The following is an 18337-nucleotide window of genomic DNA, read 5'->3' on the forward strand; positions in this document are numbered from 1 at the left end:
GCGTTCCTCTCACTTGACCAGCAACGGAAAGGCGACCCGGTCGACCCCGGACGGTCCGTGCAGCACCACGGTGACCTGCCACGGTCCGGACATGTGGAACAGGTAGCCGTGCGCCCGGAACCGCCCTGGCGCCTCGGCCACCGCGCTGACCGGGGTGAGCGCGTGCCCCATCTGCGGCATCACCGGTTCCACGCTCACCCGGTCCACCGCGGCGGGCCGCCCGTTCCGCTCGGTCACCGCCAGGATCACCGTGTTGTCCCCGGGTTTCGGGTCGGTGATGGACAGCTCGACGGTGTGCTTGGGCGTGCTCTGTTTCGCGGTCGTGGTACCTGCCTCGGCTCGCGGCCAGAAGAACACCAGCAGCCCGGCGACGACCAGAAGTACCGCCGCGGCAAGGAGAATCGGCTTCCTCATCGGGCCGCCGCCGGCACGTCGATGACCGCGGCGACCGTGCGCACGGCGTAGTCGCGTTCGGCCTGCGCCCACACCAGGTACCGGCCGGGCAACGGAAAGCTATAGGTGAACGGCACATCCGGCCCGTACGCGGCCACGCTCTCGTCCGGCCGGGCCAGCTGCCCGGGAGTGGGCGGGATCATCGAGTGCACATGCGCCCACACCGGCGAATCCGCGATCTCCCCGCGCACCGGGCCGACCACGATCAAATGCCCCAGCATGCCCAGCCAGGGCTGGAGATCCGCCTTGCCGAACCGCGCGGTCAGCGTGCTCGGCGTGCCGGCGGGTTCGACCACCCGAGTCAGCTCGACCTGTTCCAGCTGCGCGACCGAGGGCGCGATCTGGTTGAGCTGCAAGGAAGTGCGGGCCAGCTGACGCCCACCGCCCCGGCGCGCCACCTCGGCCGCCACCGCGTACCGACCGGTTTCCGGCGCGATCAGCCGGGCCCGGTAGTCCCCCGCCGCCACCCGGATCGGATGCAGGTGCCACAACCGCCCCGACGGCGAGACCACCACGAGGTGCACCAACGCGTTGTCGTGCACCAGCAGGTCGTCCACCGGCTGCCCGGTGGCCCCGTCGGTGATGGCCAGGCGCAGGTCCTCGCCAACCTGGTCGGCGATCACGGTGACCGGCGGCCGGGCCGGATCGATCGCAGGCTGCGGCGGCCGGGCGTAGGGGTCGGCGACGTTGTCGTAGGTCGGATCCCAGACCGAGCCGGGCGCGGGTGGCGGCGGCACGGTGGCGGACAACAGCGCCGCGGTGACCGCGACCGCGAGCGCGGCGATCATCCCGGCGGCCGGGGCCACCGCGAGCAGGCCGTGGCCGCGCAGGGCCAGCAGCAGGGCGGCCAGCAGCAGGATCCCGGCCGCGACGAACCCGCCGTACACGGTGTTCTCCGCGGTGGACTTCACCCTGGCCGGGACCACGAACGGGATGGTGGCCACCCGGTTGCCGTCGTCCACGGCCAACTCCCACGGGCCCGCCCGGTCCACGCTCAGCGTGCCGCGGTGGAAGCCGGGGGTGGCGCCGAGCCGCACCCTGGCCTCGCTGAACTGCACGCCGGAGCTGGACAGCCGCAACGCGAGTTCGCCGGGTGGGCTGCCCGCGTGCGTGACCACGTCCACCTGCACCGGGCCCGGCACCGGTTCGACGGTGCGGATCACCACGGTCAGCTCGCGCTCGCCGAGGGTCTGCGCGACCTGGATGTCCGCGCCGGTGTCCGCGCCGTCGGCCAGCGCGACGCCGGGGCCGAGTAGCAGGCCGAGTGCGCACACCAGGCTGACCAGCACCGTTGCTCGCGTACTGCCGGAGATGTCCATCACCGCTGGACGTTAGGGTCCGCTGGGGCGGAAAGCGTCACGGCGCAGGGTGATCCGGGCTCCCCCGCACGGGGGACTCGGCCTCCGGGGGCGGTGTCGGATCATCTCAGGGTCGGCCTGGCGGATGTGGTGGGGAGGACGGGTCATGCGCATTGGCGCCAACGAGCCGAGCCGGTCGTTGTCCCGGCAGTCGGTGCTGGTCGCCGCGGTGTGCACGCTGACCGACTCGCTGCTGTTCCTGATGACCGGCTGCGGCCGGAACTGGCCGGAGTGGGCGGCACTGGCCGCGGTGGTCCTGGTGGACGCGGCGCTGGCCGGCCCGGCCCGGCATTCGGGGGTGCTGGCCGCCCTGCACGGGCTGGTGCAGATGGCCTCGCCGCTGCTGATGGTGCCGGGCAACGATGCCGGGCTGATGATCGCCGGCTACCGGGCGGGGGCCTGGCTGTCCGGGTGGCAGGCGTGGACCGCGCTCGGCGTGCTGGTGATCACCCGGGTGGCCACCCAGCTGCTGTACCGGCCGGAGGTGTGGCGCCTGTGGCCGGTGGCGGTGCTGACCGGGGCGGTGCTGCCCTGGCTGGTCGGGCGGTACACCACGGCGCGGCGGGCCTACCTGGCCGAGCTGGAGCAGCGGGCCGAACGGGAGCAACGGGACGCGGAACAGGCCATGGCCGAGGCGATCGCCAGGGAGCGCAGTGCGATCGCGCGGGACCTGCACGATGTGATCGCACACCACGTCAGCGCGATCAACCTGCACGCCGGGGCGGCCCGGCTGAGCCTGACCCCGGGAGCTGCGGCCGCGGCCGGTTCGCTGCACGCGGTGGAGAGCGCCAGCCAGGCCGCGATGGTGGACCTGCGGCATCTGCTGGACCTGCTGCACGGGGACAACGGGGACGGCGCGCGGCAACCGGGGCTGGCGAACCTGGACGAGTTGCTCGACGGGGTGCGGGCGGCGGGGATACCGGCACGGTTGCGGCGCAGCGGGCAGCCGAGGGCGGTGCCGGACTCGCTGGGCATCACGCTGTACCGGATCATCCAGGAAATGCTCACGAACGCGTTGCGGCACGGGGATTCCGGCGGGGTGGACGTGGAACTGGAGTTCCGGACCGGGGCCCTGGAAGTGCGCGCGAGCAACACGATGGCGGTGCGAGTGTCGCGGGATCCGGAGTCGGGCGGCGGGCGCGGGCTGGCCGGGATTCGCAGCCGGGCGGGGATGTTCGACGGGGTAGCGACCTACGGGGTGGACCCGGACGGGCGGACCTGGTCGACCTCGGTGACGTTTCCGCTGGGGGTACGGGGATGACCGTGCGGGTGCTGCTGGCCGACGATCACGCGATGTTGCGCTCGGGGTTGCGGGCTTTGCTGAGCACACAGGCGGATCTGGAGTGCGTGGGCGAGGCCGCGGACGGGCGGGCCGCGGTGGCCGAGGTGGCCCGGTTGCGGCCGGATGTGGCGATGCTGGACATCCGGATGCCCAAGGTGGACGGGTTGAGCGCCACCGAGGCCATTCTGGCCGCGCCGGAGAACCGGACCAAGGTCGTCGTGCTGACCACCTACGACAACGACGAGTACGTCTACCGGGCGTTGCGGGCCGGGGCGAGCGGGTTCCTGCTGAAGAGCCTGCCGCCGGAGGAGTTGCTGACCGCGGTCCGGGTGGCCGCGCGCGGGGACGCGTTGATAGATCCTTCGGTCACCCAGCGGTTGATCGCCCGGTTCGCCGGGAGTATCGCGCCGCCCGCCTCGGCCCCGGGACTGGAGTCGTTGACCACCCGGGAACGGGAGGTGCTGCTCCTGGTCGCGCGGGCGTGCAGCAACGCGGAGATCGCCGCGGCCTTGCACGTGGGCGATGAGACGGTGAAAACCCACGTGTCCCGGATCCTGGCCAAGCTGGGCTTGCGGGACCGGGTGCACGCGGTGGTGTACGCGCACCTCAACGGCCTGGTCTAGGGCCGCCCGACCCAGTCCAGGCAGACGCCGACCGCGTCATCGTCCAGGTACTGGTCCTGGCAGAAGGCGCGCAGATCGTGCAACAGGGCCCGGATCGCCTCGCCAGGGTGCAGGTTGGCGGTGGTCTTGAGCAAACGTTCCAGGCTGTCGGCGTAGCGGCGGCCGTTGAAGACGGACTCGTAGATGCCGTCGCTGAGCAGGAACAGGCGGTCGCCCGGCCGGATGTTGAACTCCTGCTCCACGTAGACGGTGCTGTCGAACATGCCCAGCGGGAGCTGCGGTTCCAGGTGCACGGGGGCCACCTCGCCCGCGCGCAGCCGCCAGATCCGGGGCGAGCCGGCGTCGATGGCGGTGACCCGGCCGTCGGCGATGTCCAGCCGGAGCAGCAGGGTGGAGACGTGCTGGCGGCCGCCGTGCTGGGACCAGATGGCCTGGTCGGCCAGTGCGGCCTGGTCCGGCAGGCTGACGCCTGCTCGTCTGGCGTTGCGCAGGGCGTTGATGGCCAGGCTGGTGAGCAGCGCGGCGTCCACGCTCTCGCCCATGCCGTTGGTGACCGCGACGGTCACCGAGTCGGCGTCGGCGGTCCAGTCGAAGTTGTCCCCGCGCACCGCGTAGGCCGGTTCCAGCTGGCCGGCCAGGGTGAACTCGGCGCGTTCCAGGCCCCGGCCGGGCAGCAGCTGCCACTGGATCTCCGCGGCCAGGGTCAGGCGTTCGGCCCGGCGGGCGTGCCGGAAGCGGTCGGTGGCGGTCTCGGCCACCCGGAACGCCTGGGCGGCGGCGTGCGCCAGGTCGACCAGCTCCTCGGCGTCCTCCTCGGCGGGTTGACTGGAGAAGGACACCCGGAGCACGCCGAAGCGATCACCGCGGACGGTCATCGGGAGGTAGAGGACCTCGTGCGTGTCCTCGGTGCGGCGCACCGGTTCCTGGCCGCCGAAGGCCAGGCCGGCCGGGGTGCCCGCGATCGCCATCGGGGCGGGGGCTTCCGCGCGCAGGGGTTGCAGGGCCAGCATGCGGTAGTCGGCGAGGAACACCTCAGTGCCACTCGCCCCGTACTCGGTGTGCAGAATGTCCGCCAGGACCTCACCCAGATCGTGCGCGGGCGCGCGGAGCATGGCACGCTCAGCGAAGGCGAGACGGTTGGCACGCATGTCAAGACACCTGCCTGAGTGGAGTACTGCCCTGGTGAGGAACCACAGTCACCGTCCGGCCGAACTCGCGGCCGCGGTGGAGGCTGCGGCGGAAACACTGGTCATCGTGTGGGGACGCGCCGCGGAGAGTGTCCACCCCAAGGTATCGGCCTCGCAGCTGGGCGCGCTGGTCGTGGTGGAGCGGCACCGGTCCATCACGCTGGGCAAACTGGCCGAGGAGCTGGGCGCGATCCCCTCTTCGGCGAGCCGGTTGTGCGATCGGCTGCAGGCCGCGGGCCTGCTGGCGCGGCGGTCCAACCTGGCGGACCGGCGTGAGGTGTCGCTGGAACTCACCAAGGACGGTTCCCGGCTGCTGGCGCAACTGCGGGGCGCCCGCCAGGCCGAACTGCGCCGGGTGCTCGACGGCATGAGCCCGGCAGAGCAGACCGCGTTGCTGGCCGGGCTCGCCGGCTTCCACTCGGCCTCGGGCGCGCTGGGCGTGGACCGTGAGGACACGGCGTAGTCGCCACCGCATTCCCGTCCTCCATGCCTAGACCCAGCCAGGTATTTGTCATGAGGCAAGGATTCTAGCCATAGATCCTTGTCATCCCGCAACTTCCTCCGCGGCGGCGAGGACGATGCGGGTGCCGCCGGCGAGCAGGGTGCTGGCGTTGAGGCCGAACATGCGGTGGAAGCTGGTGCTGAAGTGGGCGGCGGAGGCGAAGCCGACCGCGTTGGCGGCGGTGGTCAGGTCCTGCCCTGCGGCGATGGCGGCGGCCATCCGCAGCATCCGGGTCCACAGCCGGTACTGGCGGAAGCTGGTGCGGGTGTGCGCGGCGAACAGGTGCAGGAACCGGGAGGTCGACAGGTGCACCTGGGCGGCGATCTCGGCGGCGCCGCACTGGTTTTCCGGGTGGGCGCGCATGATGTCCAGGGCCGTGCGAATTCGCTCGTCCACCTGACCTGCGCCGGGCGTGCCGAGTAGGGCGAAAAGGGTGTCCGGATCGGGTGCGATGTCGCGCTGGAAATGGCGGATCAGGTCTTGCTCGTCCGGGTGGTCGAAGTGCGCGATCGGTGTGTGTTCGCGCATCCGGCCCCGGAGATGGTTGGCCAGGGCGGTGTGCGGGTCCAGGTAGTAGAACAGGATCTGGCCGTCGGCGATGATCTGGTGCCGGGTGCGCGCGGGGATCAGCGCGCTGCGCGACTTGCGTTCGCCGATGCCGTCCGCGCACAGCGTGAACGGCTGGTCGAGGCCCACCGCGAGGCAGTCCACCGAGCCGGAATGCGGGTCAAGGCGCAGGGACGGACCCCGGTAAACGGCCTGGCCCAGCCGGATCCAGATGGTGGCCGCCGGGTCAGGACAGCACGTTTCTGGAAGCGGACCGGTGTCCATGTCGGCGATGATCGCACAGACCACCGGGAGGGAAACGGAATGCGCAGAACGCGTCTGGGGCAGGGTTTGCTGGTACTGGCCGGGCTGATCAACATCCTGCCGGGGGTGGGCGCGTTGTCGGTGTCGAGCGCGGAATCGGCCTATGGCGTGGAGATCGCCGGTGCGGATTTGCAGGTGCTGATGCGGCATCGCGCGGTGCTGCTCGCGTTGATCGGTGTCATTTGTGTGATCGGGGCGTTCCGGCCGAGCTGGCGTCCGGCGGCGGTTTTTGGCAGTGGGATCAGCTTTGGCAGTTTCCTGCTTGTGGTGGTGGCGAACACGCCGGTGAATCCGGAGTTGACCAGGGTGGCCTGGATTGACGTGGTGGCGCTGGTCATCCTGTCCGGTGGCGCGGTGCTGGCGCGGGAGCGACGCCCGGGGTGAGCACGGTGCCGCCCAGCAACTCCAGCGCGGTCGCGGAGGCCGAGCCCGGTTCGGCGTGGAAGAGCACCAGCCGCTGGCCCTCGGTGTCGGGCAGGGTGAGCAGGTCGTCGGTCAGGGTGAGGCGGCCGAGGACCGGGTGCCGGTAGTCGCGGTGGTGGCTGGCGCAGTCGCGGACCGGGTGGCCGGACCACAGCGCGCTGAACTCGGGGCTGGACAGCGCCAGGTCGCCGATCAACTCGGCCAGCGCGGGATCGCCCTGGTGGTGACCGGCGATGCGGCGCAGGTCGGCGACGGTGTCCCTGGCCTTGCCCGCCCAGTCGCCGAAGAGTTCGCGCAGATGCGGGTCCAGGAAGAAGAGCCTGGCCCAGTTGGGGCGGGTGGCCGGGGTGTCGGGGGCGGCCGGGTCCAGGTGCCCGGCGAGCAGGGCGTGCGCGAGGGGGTTCCAGGCCAGGATGTCGGTGTGGCGGCCCAGGATCAGCGCGGGCAGGTTGAGCGTGGCGACCAGGGTGCGCAGGTGTGGCTGGAGGCGTTCGGGACGTCTGCGGCGGCGGGCCTTGGGCGCCGGGCGGGCCAGGGTGTGCAGGTGGGCGCGTTCGTCCTGGTCCAGCTGGAGGGCGTTGGCCAGGGCATCGAGGACAGCGGCGGAGGCGTTCTGGCTCTGGCCCTGTTCCAGGCGGGTGTAGTAGCCGGCGCTGACCCCGGCCAGGTGGGCCAGTTCCTCGCGGCGCAGGCCGGGGACGCGGCGGCGGTCGCCGTAGTCGGCGAGACCGGCGGCGGCCGGGGTGAGGCGGGCGCGGCGGGATCGCAGGAACTCGCCCAAAACCGTGTCCATGGCTCCAGCATGCGCGAGTTCGCCGCGGATTTCCTGCACCTGACAGGGGCAGGCAACCGGGCAGGGCTGCGGGCACGATCGGCGGCATGGTGAACGTGCTGGTGATCGGCGGGTCCGGGACGATCGGGTCCGCGGTGGTGCGGGTGTTGCGGGAGCGCGGGCACACGGTGTTGAGCGCCTCCCGGTCGGGTGAACTCGCGGTGGACATCGAGCGGCCGGAGTCGGTGGCGGCGGTGCTCGCCGGGGTGCCGGAGCTGGACGCGGTGGTGTGCTGTGCGGCCAGTGGCGGGCTGACCATGGTGGACGCGGGCAGTGACACCGAGTTCACCCGGGGGTTGGACGGGAAGTTGCTCGGACAGGTGCGGTTGCTGCGTAGCGCAATCCCCCGGTTGCGGGACGGCGGATCGGTCACGCTGACCGGGGGCACGTTCGTGGAACCGTTGCCGGGGGCCAGTTTCGGCGCGCTGGTCAATGCCGGGCTGGCGGCGTTCGTGGCCGCGGCGGCACTGGAGTTGCCGCGTGGGTTGCGGGTGAACCTGGTGGCGCCAGGATGGGTGCGGGAAACCCTGGGGTCGGCCACGGATGGAGTGCCCGCGGCGGAGGTGGCGCTGGCCTACGCGCGGGCGGTGGAGGAGGGCGGACTCACCGGGGGCACATTAGTTGTCGCCCGGCAAACGTAGGGCTACGGTAGAACGGTGATTCCAGCGACGCACGAACCGGGCGAGCCGCAGCACAGTCAGCAGATGCTGGAGTTGTCGACCCGCTCCGCAGGCGACGCCCTGGTGCTGACCGCGGTCGGCGAGATCGACCTGCTGACCGTGGACGCACTGCGCACGGCCCTGCACGACCAGCTCACCGCCGCCCCACCCTTGCTGGTCCTGGACCTGGGCGGGGTGTCCTTCCTGGCCTCCTGCGGACTGGCCGCGCTGGTGGAATTCGAACGGGCCGCGACCGAGAAGTCGGTGAAACTGCGGCTGGTGTCCACCGCGCGCTCGGTCACCCGCCCCCTGGAGGCCACCGGCCTGCTACGCACCTTCGAGCTGTTCGACGACGTCCAGTCAGCCCTGCCCTGACCGCGTGCTCCGCCCTCTCGTACCACTTGGGCCAACTGGTACGCCCACTTCGGCCAAACCGGCGTACCAGTTGGGCCAACTCGCCGTCCATAACGGCCAACACACCGTCGACAACGGCCAACACGGTGTGGGTGGGTCAGTGCTTGCTGCGGCCTACTTTGGCTGCCCAGGGGTGGTTCAGGTAGGACGGGCCGGTGGGGGCGCCGGTGATCCGGTGGTTGAGGTAGAGCGTGTTCGGTAGCTGGACCAGCGGGATCCAGCGGGTCCAGGCCGGGTCTGCCAGGGTGGGGGCGCCGGTGACCAGGGTCAGGTCGGCGCGGCCTTCGCCGATCCGGGCGGGCAGGCCGATCCGGGCGCAGGCGGCGAGCACCTCGTGCGCGACCGCGGTCGCCTCCAGGCCGCTGCCGGCCTGGAGGACCAGGTCCTGGCGCAGTGGTTCGGCCTCGGCGACGAGCTGGCGGGCCTGGTCCAGCGCGGAGCGTGGCAGCTGGGGGCTGGCGCCGGCGGCCAGGATGGTGCCCTCGGCATCGCTGTCGGCAGCGGGTGGTTCGGTGGGCTGGACCAGGCCGGCGTAGGCGGCGCGGGCGATGGCCTCGCGGTCCAGGGCCAGGGACAGCGCCCGGCTCAACCGCGGGTCGGCCAGGGCGCCGCCAGGGCGCGGGTCCAGTGCGGCCAGGGTGTCGCCCTGGCCGAAGTAGACCCGGCCGGTGATGCTGCGGGTCAGCCGGACCATCGCGGTGGGGCTGGCCAGGTAGCTGCCCTCGATCGAGGAGTCCAGCAGGCCGTTGATCAGCGCGGGGCCGTCGGCGAAGGTGAACCGGACCGAACCGGCCCTGGCCCGTTCGGCCTGGTTCCAGTAGCCGTCGAAGCGGGTGAGCAGGATGTGCGAGCCGGGAACCCATTCGGCCAGCCGGAACGGGCCACTGCAACCGTCCGATGTGGACGGTGCACCGGCGGCGAGGGATCGCAGGCTGGCCACTACACCGGCGTTGCCCGCCAGGGCGTGGGCGAGCAGCGGATCGGGCTGGCGCAGCCGCAGGGTGACTTCCAGGGGCCCGGTCGCGCTGATGCTGGCCACCTTGTCGAAGCGGTGCGCCTGGGCGCCGCCGAGGCCGCGGTCGGCCGAACGGCGCAGGCTGGCGACCGCGTCCGCGGCGGTCAGCCGGCGGCCGTCGTGGAAAAGGATGCCGTCGCGCAGCCGGTAGATCAGGGTCAGCGGGTCCGGGGTGGCGATCTCGGTGGCCAGTCCGGGCAGCCGTTCGCACAGGTTCGCGGTGACGGTGTCCTCTGGCGGTTCGCCGCCGCGCAGCCAGTCCAGTGACCGGGGTTCGCGCCGGATGGCCCAGCTGAATCCGGCGATGTCCCCGGCCGCGGCCGGGGTCTCGGTGGAGTAGCGCAACTGCACCAGTCCCGGTGTGACCGCCCCGCAGCCGGCCAGCAGCACGCCGAGCAGGGCGAGCGCGACCGGGCGGAAAGTCATGGCCCGATGCTGACAAAACCGCTGCCACTGCGGCAAGCCCTGTGGCTGTGGTCTTTCGGACCAAATCCTTCGGGACCGAATGATCTCCGGTCCACAGTGGATCAGCCGGCGGCGGCCACCGGGGTCTGCTCGCGGACCCGGCGGGCGGGCACCACCAGCGGGGTGCCGGTCTCCGGGCACGGGATGACCCGGCAGGCCAGCCCGAACACCTCCCGCACCAGCTCGGCGGTGACGATCTCCCTGGGGTCGCCCTGGGCCACGATCCGGCCGCCGCGCATGGCGATCAGGTGGGTGGCGTAGCGGCAGGCGTGGTTGAGGTCGTGCAGCACCGCGACCAGGGTGTGTCCGCGCTGCTCGTGCAGGTCGGCGCACAGGTCGAGCACCTCGACCTGGTGCGCGATGTCCAGGAAGGTGGTCGGCTCGTCCAGCAGCAGGATCGGGGTCTGCTGGGCCAGCACCATGGCCAGCCAGACCCGCTGCCGCTGCCCGCCGGAGAGTTCGTCCACGAACCGCTCGGCCAGCTCGTCCACGCCGGTCAGCGCCAGTGCCTCGGCCACCGCGGCCTCGTCCTCGGTGGACCACTGGCGCAGCAGCCGCTGGTGCGGGTACCGGCCGCGGGCGACCAGGTCGGCCACGGTGATCCCGCTGGGCGCGATGGAGGTCTGCGGCAGCAGGCCGAGCCGCCGGGCGACCTCCTTGGCCGGGTAGGAGGAGATCGCCGCGCCGTCCAGCACCACCGCGCCTGCCTTGGGCTTGAGGATCCGGGACAGCGCCTTGAGCAGGGTGGACTTGCCGCAGGCGTTCGGGCCGACGATCACGGTGAAGGATCCGTCCGGGATCCGCACGCCCAGTCCCTCGGCCACGATCCGGGCCTCGTAGGCCAGCGTCAGGTCCTCGGCGTGCAGCCGGGGCTCGCTGTGTTCCACCGCCATCGATCTACCTTCCTCGCCATTCGGTGGCCAGCAGCCAGGCGAGGTAGATCCCGCCGACCGCCGCCGTCATGACCCCGACCGGCACCGCGACCGGGGAGAAGAGCCGTTGTGCCGCGAAGTCGCTGAGTGAGACCACGAACGCGCCCATCAGCGCGGTGGGCACCAGCACCGGGGAGGCGGCCCTGGTGAGCCGCCGGGCCAACTGGGGGGCCATCAGCGCGACGAAGGCGACCGGTCCGGCCGAGGCCACCGCGACCGCGGCCAGCGCCACGCTGGTGACCATGAGCACGGCCCGGCTGCGCTGCACCGGCACGCCGAGCGCGCTGGCCGCCTCATCGCCCATCTCCAGCAGCGCGAGCCGCCGGGCCATGGTGAAGGCCAGTGGCAGCAGCAGGACCAGTGCGATGCCGACTGGCAGCACGTGTTCCCAGCCGCGGGAGTTGAGGCTGCCGGTGAGCCAGGCCTGGGCGATGGTGGCATCGCGCAGGTCGGCCCGGCTGATCAGGTAGGAGTTGACCGCGATCAGGATCGCGTTCACCCCGACGCCGACCAGCACCAGCCGGGAGCCGTGCACGCCCCTGGTGAAGGCCAGCAGGTACATGGCCAGCGCGGTGAGCAGGCCGCCCGCGATGGCCCCGAAGGCCAGCTGGGCCGCGCTCGCGCCTGCGATGATCATCAGGATGCCGCCGGTGGCCGCGCCGGTGGTGAAGCCGATGAAGTCGGGGCTGCCCAACGGGTTGCGGGCCAGGCTCTGCATGAGCGCGCCGCTGACCGCCAGCGCGGCGCCGATGAGCAGGCCGGTGAGCCAGCGCGGCAGCCGGAACTCGGTGATCACGTACTGGGCGGCCCGGCCGCCCTCGCCGGCCAGCGCGGAGAGCACCTGGCCGACGGTGAGTTCGTACTCGCCGATGGTCAGGGTGAACGCGCCGATGACCAGGATGGCCAGCACCAGGCCGAGCACCACGGCGGCGGTGCGGCCGTGCAGGCGCAGCGAGAAGTGGCCGCCGCGGCTGCGCAGCACGCGGGACGGGCGGGGCTTGGCTGCCAGGTCGGTCATGCCGCCACCAGCTTCCGGCGGCGCACCAGCAGGATGAACACGGGCGCGCCGAGGAACGCGGTGACCACGCCGACCTCCAGTTCGCCCGGTGCGAGCAGGATCCGGCCGAGGATGTCGGCGGCCAGCAGCAGCACCGGGGCCAGCACCATCGAGTAGGGCAGCAGCCAGCGCTGGTCGGGGCCGGTGAAGCCGCGGACCATGTGCGGCACGGCCAGTCCGACGAAGCCGATCGGCCCGGCGGCGGCGGTGGCCGCGCCGCAAAGCAGGGTGATCGCGATCGCGCCCAGCGCGCGGGTGCGGCCGATGTTGGCGCCCAGCGCCCGGCCGGCTTCCTCGCCGAGGGCGACCGCGTTGAGCGAGCGGGCCAGCAGCAGGGCCAGCACGATCCCGGCGAGCAGGAACGGGGCCAGTTCGATGACGGTGGACATCTTGCGCCCGGCCAGCGCGCCGACCACCCAGTAGCGGAACTGGTCGAAGGTCTTGTTGTCCAGCAGCACGATGGTGGAGATGAACGCGCTCAGCGCCGCGCTGATCGCCACCCCGGCCAGCACCAGGCGTTCGGGGGTGGCGGCCCGCCGTCCGGCCGAGCCGAGCAGGAACACCAGCACCGCGGCGGCCGCGGCCCCGGCGAAGGCGAACCAGACGTAGCCGCCCGCCGCGCCGACGCCGAACCAGCCGATGCCGATCACCACCGCCGCGGAGGCGCCCAGGTTGACGCCGAGCAGGCCGGGGTCGGCCAGCGGGTTGCGGGTCAGCGCCTGCATGAGCGCGCCGGCCAGCCCGAGAGCCGCACCGACGCCGAGCCCGAGCAGGGTGCGCGGGATGCGCAGGTCGTGGATGACCAGGGACTCGGTGGAGTCCGACGGCGACCAGAGCGCCTGCCAGACCTCGGACAGCGGGATGCTCCGCGCACCGATGGCGATGCTGAGCAGGCACACCAGCACCAGCACCCCGACGGCGCCGAGCAGCCCGGCCCCTCGGGTGGCGCTACCGGCCGAGATCACCCTGTCCCCCTTCTGCCCCATGACGGTTCAACTAAGGCGAGGCTAACTAAAGGGGTTCAATGGCTCAATGACGGGGGTCACCCGAGCGGTTGCGGTCCGGTGTCGATCAGAACACGGTGCGTGACGACCGGCTCCGGCTGGTCAGGGCTTCGCCAGCCGGGCCGCCACCTCGCGCTTGTCGATCTTGCCCACCGCGGTGCGCGGCAGATCCCCGGTCAGCTCCAGCAGGTCTGGGAGCTTGTACTGGGCCAGGCCGCGGGCGGTGAGGAAGGTCTTCAGCTCGCGCAGCGCGGGGGCCTCGCCCTCGGGCACGATGACCGCGCAGACGCGTTCGCCGAGCATGTCGTCGGGCACCGGGATCACCGCGACCTGGCGGATGCCGGGGTGCGCGAGGAGGTGCTCTTCGAGTTCCTCGGCCGAGACGTTCTCGCCGCCGCGGTTGATGACCTCCTTGACCCGGCCGGTGACCACGAGGTGGCCGCTGGGCAGCTGGCGGACCAGGTCGCCGCTGCGGTAGTAGCCGTCCGGGGTGATCGCGGTCTCGTTGTGCTTGGCGGCGCGGTAATAGCCGCGGATCGTGTACGGGCCGCGGACCAGGAGTTCGCCGGTCTCCCCCGCCGGGACGTCGTTGCCGTCGGCGTCGACCACGCGCAGTTCGTCGTCGGCGGAGAGCGGGCGGCCCTGGCTGATGGCCACGATCTCCTCGTCATCGTCCGCGCGGGTGTAGTTGAGCAGGCCCTCGGCCATGCCGAAGACCTGTTGCAGCCGGCAGCCGAGCTGGCCGGGCAGCGCGCGGGCGGGTTCGGCGGCGAGTTTGGCGCCGCCGACCTGGAGCAGGCGCAGCGAGGACAGGTCGCCGTCCTCCCATTCGGTGGCCTGGCCCCAGAGCATGGCCAGCGGCGGCACCAGCGCGGTGACGGTGGCCCCGGCCCGCTCGATCAGCGGGAAAGCGTTGTCGGGACTGGGATCGGAGAGGAAGACCGCGCTGCCGCCCACGCCCAGGATGCCCAGCACGCCGGGACAGGCCAGCGGGAAGTTGTGCGCCACCGGCAGTGCGACCAGGTAGACGTCGTCCTGGGTGAGTTCGCAGACCTCGGCGCTGGCACGCGCGTTGTAGGCGTAGTCGTTGTGAGTCCTGGGAATCAGCTTGGGCAGACCGGTGGTGCCACCGGAGACCAGCAGCACCGCCACGTCGGCCGGGTTCACCTCGGGCAGCGCCACCGGGTCGGCGTCCACTGTGGACAGTGCGGTGCCGAGGTCGCCGGGATCGCCGAGCACCAGCACGTGCCGGACCGACTGGACCCGGGCGGTGACCTCGCGGGCCAGTTCGCGGTAGTCGAAGCCGCCGAAGGTGTCCGGGATGACGTAGGCGACCGCCTCGGACAGCTCGGCCAGGTGGCCGATCTCGTGCGAGCGGTGCGCGGGCAGGGTCAGCGCGGGCACCGCGCCCACCCGGAGCAGGGCGAAGAGCAGCACCACGAACTCGGCCACGTTGGGCAGCTGGACCACCACCCGATCCCCTTGGCGGACACCGAGTTCGAGCAGTCCGGCGGCCATCCGGTCGGCGGCGGCGTCGAGCTGGGCGTAGCTGATCCGCCGGTCGCCGTCCACCAGCGCGGTGCGGTCGCCGTGCTGGAAAGCCCAGTCGCGCAGGAGTTCCCCGATCGGGACGTCCTGCCAGTGCCCCGCCTCGCGGTAGCGCGCGGCGTACTCGTCCGGCCACGGCACAAAACCGTCCATTGTGGACTGATTCTCGATCATCACGCCCTCATTCGCCCGCGGTGCGGGACAGTTCGGCCTCGACCTCATCGGCCGACATCGCCAGCACGGCCAGGTAGATCTCGGCGACCTGGGCCAGCCGGCCCGGGGTGGTCTCGCGCTCGGCCAGCTGGCCGGCCATCGCACCCACCGACAGGGTGGCGAAGAGCAGTTTCACCGAGACGGCCGTGGTGTCCAGCGCCTCGCGCAGCTTGCTGACGATGGTGGTGGCCAGCACGGAATCGCCGCCCCGCTGGAAGAAGTCGTCGTCCAGGCCGAACTGCGCGCCGCCGAGCACCTCCTGCCAGACACTCGCGACGACCTTCTCCAGCGCGGTGCGCGGCGGCACGAACGGCTTGCGGTCACCCTGATCGGCCCACAGCTGCTGCACCGCACGGCGGTCGATCTTGCCGTTGGCGGTCAGCGGCAGCTCGGCCAGCACCACGATCCGCTCGGGCACCATGTGCGGTGGCAACGCCTGGCGGACCTGCTCGCGCAGTTCCTCGCCGGTGACGCCGGTGGCGGCCACCGCGGCGACCAGGGCCGCGCCGGGCGCCCTGGTCACGCCCGCGATGGCGCGGCCGACGCCGTCCAGGGCGCCAAGCGCGGATTCGACCTCGCCGAGTTCGATCCGGAAACCACGCAGCTTCACCTGGTGATCGCGGCGGCCCAAAAACTCCAGGGTGCCGTCCGGCCAGTAGCGGCCGAGGTCGCCGGTGCGGTACCAGTTCTGTCCATTGTGGACAACGAACCGGTCGGCGGTGCGTTCCGGATCGCCGCGGTAGCCCAGGGCCACGCCGTCGCCGCCGATCCAGAGTTCGCCTGCCACCCAGTCCGGGCAGTCCCGGCCGCGGGCGTCGACCACCCGGCAGCGCACGTTGGTCAGCGGGGTGCCGTAGGGCACCGAGATCCAGTGCGCCGGCACCTCGCCGGTGACCTCGCACACGGTGGAGTGGATGGCGGTCTCGGTGGTGCCGCCCAGGCCGACGAAGCGGGCGGCGGGGGCCTGGGCGCGCAGGCGGCCGGGCAGGTCGACGGTGACCCAGTCGCCGCCGAGCAGCACCAGGCGCAGGGTGTCGCCCAGGTTGCCCGCGGTGAGCAGCATGTCCAGCAGTGGCGGCACGCAGTTGACGATGGTCACCCCGCGCTCGCGGACCAGGGTGGCCCAGTCCGCGGCCTCGCGCCGTTCGTTCTCGCCGACCAGGACGATCGCGCCGCCGGCCGAGAGCGGGCCGAAGATGTCGAAGACGGAGAGGTCGAAGTCGAGTGCGGACACGCCCAGGGTGCGGTCGGCGGGGCCGATCTGGTAGCGGGCGTTGAGGTCGTCGATGGTGTTCATCGCGGCCCGGTGCGGCACTTCGACGCCCTTGGGCTCGCCGGTGGAGCCGGAGGTGAACAGCACGTAGGCGGGGATTTCCGGCTCGCCCAGCACGGGTTCGACGGGTTCGGCGCGCAGGGCTTCGGCGAGCCGGTCGGCGTCGAGGACGAGGCGCACCCCGGCCCTGGCGTGGATGCGTTCCCGCCGGGCGGCCGGTTGTTCCACGCTGACCGGCACGTAGGTGGCCCCGGCGGCGAGCACGCCGAGCACGGCGACGAGCTGGTCCGGGCCCTTGGGCAGGGTGACCGCGACGGCCTCGCCGGCTTCGACGCCGCGGGTGCGCAGCGCGCCGGCGACCCGGCGGGCCCGGTCGGCGAGTTCGCGGTAGCTGAGTTCGCCGTCGGCGCCCCAGAGCACGGCTGGCGCGTCCGGGGTTTCCTTGGCCTGGTTGAAGAATCCTTCGTGCAGGCGGCGACCGGAGCGCGGCGCGGCGGTGTCGTTGGCGGTGTCGCGGGTGGTGAGCTGGGCGGTGGGCAGCAGCGCGGGCACCGGCTGCTGCCAGTCCGAGTCGGCCGAGCCGAGCCAGTGCACCAGGGTGCGGTATGCCTCGAACATGGCGTCCATCAGCCCGGCGGGGAAGGCGGTCTCGCGGATGTCCCAGTTGACCAGCAGCCCGCCGTTGACCTCGGTGACCTGGGCGTCCAGGAGCACCTGCGGGCCCTGGGAGATGATCCACACCGGTTCGCCGAAGCTGCCCTTGACCTTGTCGTCGAACAGTTCGCCGAGGTTGAGCGCGCTGGTGTAGACGACCGGGGCCAGGATCTGTTCGCCGTTGGCGCGGGAGAGGTCGCGCAGCACTTCGACGCCGGAGTAGTCGGCGTAGGCGGCGTCGGTGTGCATGCGGGCCTGCAGCCTGCGCGCGTCCTCCAGGAAGGAGCGCGGTTCGGACAGGTCCACGTCCAGCAGCACCGAGCTGGTGAAGTCGCCAACCAGTTTGCCGACGTCGGCGTGGGTGTTCTCGCGGTCGAACAGCGGCAGGTTGAGCAGGAACCGGGGTTGTCCGCTCCAGGCGGCGAGCACCTCGGCGAACACGGTGGCCAGGGCCATGGCCGGGGTGATCCGGTGCTGGTGCGCGCGTTCGATCAGCCGCTGCTTGTCCTCGGGCGCGAGCCACAGGTGCTTGCGCACGGTGTGCAGGCTGTCGCCGCGGTCGGCTTCGGGCACCAGCGGCAGGTCGGGCGCGGCGGGCAGTTCGGGCAGCCTGCTCTGCCACCAGCTGCGCGCGCGTTCCCATGCCTCGCGGCGCAGCGGGGCACGCTCGGCGAGGTACTGCGGGTAGCTGTAGTCGATGGGGGCGAGGGTGTCGCCCTGGTAGAGCGCGGCGAGGTCGGCGAGCAGCACCCGGAAGCTGAGCGCGTCGGCGGCGACCATGTCCACGTCCACGTGCAGCCTGCTCCGCCCGCCGGGCAGCCGGGTGAGCTGGAGCGCGAAGACCTGGCCGCCCTCGATGTCCAGGATCTGGTGCGACCACTGCTCGCGCAGTTCGGCGAGGCGGGCCTCGGCGTCGGCGTGTTCGCGCAGGTCCTCGACGGTGAGCGCGTCGTAGCTGGGCTGGTCCTGGATACGCTGGCGGCCGTCGTCGGTGAGCCGGGCCCGCAACATGCCGTGCCGGGCGACCAAGGCGCGCACCGCGGGCGCGAAGCGGTCCGGGTCGACCTCGCCACCGTCGAACTCGACGTAGAGGTGCGCGGCCACCGCACCGAGCGCCTGCCCGTCCCCGCGACCGACCCAGTAGGCGTGCTGCATGAGGGCCAGCGGGAACTCGGCGGCGCTGTCGAAGCGCTCGACCGGCGCGGCGGGCGCCACCGGGGCGGGCGCGGGAGCGAGGCGTCCGCTGAGCAGTTCGAACCATTCGCCGAGGCTGGGCCGCTCGGCCAGTTCGGCGAAGGTCACCTCAATGCCGCGCTTGCGCCACTGCCCGGCCAGCCGCATCAGCCGGATCGAGTCCAGCCCCAGCTCGATGAGGTTGTCCGCGTCCAGGAGTTCCTCCGGCGTGCGGTCCACCAGTTGTGCCACTTCACGGCGCAGGTCATCGGCGGTCGGGCTGCTCGACACGGGCTTGTGCTCCCTTGTGATCCAGGCTGCATGGCACACTGGCCTCTTGCAAAAGTGAGGCTAACCTAAGCAAGGTTTACCTCATAGCCCCTGCTCCGCGCTCTCCGAG

Annotated in this window: 17 protein-coding genes; 6 read left to right on the forward strand and 11 right to left on the reverse strand. The window is 72.0% G+C overall.

What is annotated here, in order from left to right:
• Positions 1-9: 9 nt before the first annotated feature.
• Both MZC64_RS45140 and MZC64_RS45145 read right to left on the reverse strand, forming a co-directional pair.
• Positions 10-414: a FixH family protein gene (locus MZC64_RS45140; RefSeq protein WP_247765729.1), complete on the reverse strand. Its 405-nt coding sequence runs from the start codon at positions 412-414 to the stop codon at positions 10-12.
• Positions 411-1772, reverse strand: a complete 1362-nt coding sequence (locus tag MZC64_RS45145) for a hypothetical protein (RefSeq protein WP_247765785.1) — start codon at positions 1770-1772, stop codon at positions 411-413. Before MZC64_RS45145 ends, MZC64_RS45140 begins: the two co-directional genes overlap by 4 nt.
• A 145-nt stretch (positions 1773-1917) precedes the next feature.
• On the opposite strand from MZC64_RS45145, the gene MZC64_RS45150 reads away from it, so the two are divergent.
• Entirely contained in the window at positions 1918-3072 is a 1155-nt protein-coding gene (locus MZC64_RS45150; RefSeq protein ID WP_247765730.1) for a sensor histidine kinase, read from the forward strand.
• Complete coding sequence (locus tag MZC64_RS45155) at positions 3069-3716, forward strand: response regulator transcription factor (RefSeq protein ID WP_247765731.1); 648 nt, start codon at positions 3069-3071, stop codon at positions 3714-3716. Before MZC64_RS45150 ends, MZC64_RS45155 begins: the two co-directional genes overlap by 4 nt.
• Here MZC64_RS45155 and MZC64_RS45160 read toward each other — a convergent pair.
• The gene (locus MZC64_RS45160) at positions 3713-4864 is read right to left on the reverse strand and encodes a PP2C family protein-serine/threonine phosphatase (RefSeq protein WP_247765732.1); all 1152 of its coding nucleotides are present in this window, start codon (positions 4862-4864) and stop codon (positions 3713-3715) included. The two genes, MZC64_RS45155 and MZC64_RS45160, sit on opposite strands and share 4 nt — an antisense overlap.
• 34 nt (positions 4865-4898) lie before the next feature.
• Here MZC64_RS45160 and MZC64_RS45165 point away from each other — a divergent pair, with 34 nt between their 5' ends.
• Positions 4899-5366, forward strand: coding sequence for a MarR family transcriptional regulator (locus MZC64_RS45165; protein WP_247765734.1), 468 nt, complete (start codon positions 4899-4901; stop codon positions 5364-5366).
• 81 nt (positions 5367-5447) lie between these two features.
• Here the strand turns inward: MZC64_RS45165 and MZC64_RS45170 are convergent, their stop codons facing one another.
• On the reverse strand, positions 5448-6236 hold the full coding sequence (locus MZC64_RS45170; RefSeq protein WP_247765736.1) for an AraC family transcriptional regulator: 789 nt from the start codon (positions 6234-6236) through the stop codon (positions 5448-5450).
• Positions 6237-6302: 66 nt separating this feature from the next.
• Between MZC64_RS45170 and MZC64_RS45175 the strand changes: the two genes are divergently transcribed.
• On the forward strand, positions 6303-6659 hold the full coding sequence (locus tag MZC64_RS45175; protein ID WP_247765738.1) for a hypothetical protein: 357 nt from the start codon (positions 6303-6305) through the stop codon (positions 6657-6659).
• On the opposite strand, the gene MZC64_RS45180 is transcribed toward MZC64_RS45175, so the two are convergent.
• Complete coding sequence (locus tag MZC64_RS45180; RefSeq protein WP_247765740.1) at positions 6610-7491, reverse strand: helix-turn-helix domain-containing protein; 882 nt, start codon at positions 7489-7491, stop codon at positions 6610-6612. The genes MZC64_RS45175 and MZC64_RS45180 overlap by 50 nt on opposite strands.
• Before the next feature lie 86 nt (positions 7492-7577).
• Here MZC64_RS45180 and MZC64_RS45185 point away from each other — a divergent pair, with 86 nt between their 5' ends.
• Together MZC64_RS45185 and MZC64_RS45190 are read left to right on the forward strand one after the other, a co-directional pair.
• Entirely contained in the window at positions 7578-8171 is a 594-nt protein-coding gene (locus MZC64_RS45185; RefSeq protein WP_247765742.1) for a short chain dehydrogenase, read from the forward strand.
• A 15-nt stretch (positions 8172-8186) separates the two neighbouring features.
• Positions 8187-8564: an STAS domain-containing protein gene (locus tag MZC64_RS45190; RefSeq protein WP_247765744.1), complete on the forward strand. Its 378-nt coding sequence runs from the start codon at positions 8187-8189 to the stop codon at positions 8562-8564.
• 136 nt (positions 8565-8700) lie between these two features.
• Here the strand turns inward: MZC64_RS45190 and MZC64_RS45195 are convergent, their stop codons facing one another.
• The 6 genes from MZC64_RS45195 to MZC64_RS45220 form a co-directional block, all read right to left on the reverse strand.
• Entirely contained in the window at positions 8701-10044 is a 1344-nt protein-coding gene (locus tag MZC64_RS45195) for an ABC transporter substrate-binding protein (RefSeq protein ID WP_247765746.1), read from the reverse strand.
• A gap of 101 nt (positions 10045-10145) precedes the next feature.
• Complete coding sequence (locus MZC64_RS45200; protein WP_247765747.1) at positions 10146-10976, reverse strand: ABC transporter ATP-binding protein; 831 nt, start codon at positions 10974-10976, stop codon at positions 10146-10148.
• A 4-nt stretch (positions 10977-10980) separates the two neighbouring features.
• Entirely contained in the window at positions 10981-12033 is a 1053-nt protein-coding gene (locus MZC64_RS45205) for an iron chelate uptake ABC transporter family permease subunit (RefSeq protein WP_247765748.1), read from the reverse strand.
• On the reverse strand, positions 12030-13058 hold the full coding sequence (locus MZC64_RS45210; protein WP_374205899.1) for a FecCD family ABC transporter permease: 1029 nt from the start codon (positions 13056-13058) through the stop codon (positions 12030-12032). Before MZC64_RS45210 ends, MZC64_RS45205 begins: the two co-directional genes overlap by 4 nt.
• A gap of 120 nt (positions 13059-13178) precedes the next feature.
• Positions 13179-14798 carry a (2,3-dihydroxybenzoyl)adenylate synthase gene (locus MZC64_RS45215; protein ID WP_282106941.1) on the reverse strand — a complete coding sequence of 540 codons (1620 nt, stop codon included), beginning with the start codon at positions 14796-14798 and terminating at the stop codon, positions 13179-13181.
• Positions 14799-14805: 7 nt separating this feature from the next.
• Positions 14806-18228, reverse strand: coding sequence for an amino acid adenylation domain-containing protein (locus tag MZC64_RS45220; RefSeq protein WP_247765750.1), 3423 nt, complete (start codon positions 18226-18228; stop codon positions 14806-14808).
• Positions 18229-18337 lie beyond the last annotated feature (109 nt).

The organism is Crossiella sp. S99.2 (genome assembly GCF_023094165.1).
Lineage (GTDB): Bacteria > Actinomycetota > Actinomycetes > Mycobacteriales > Pseudonocardiaceae > Crossiella.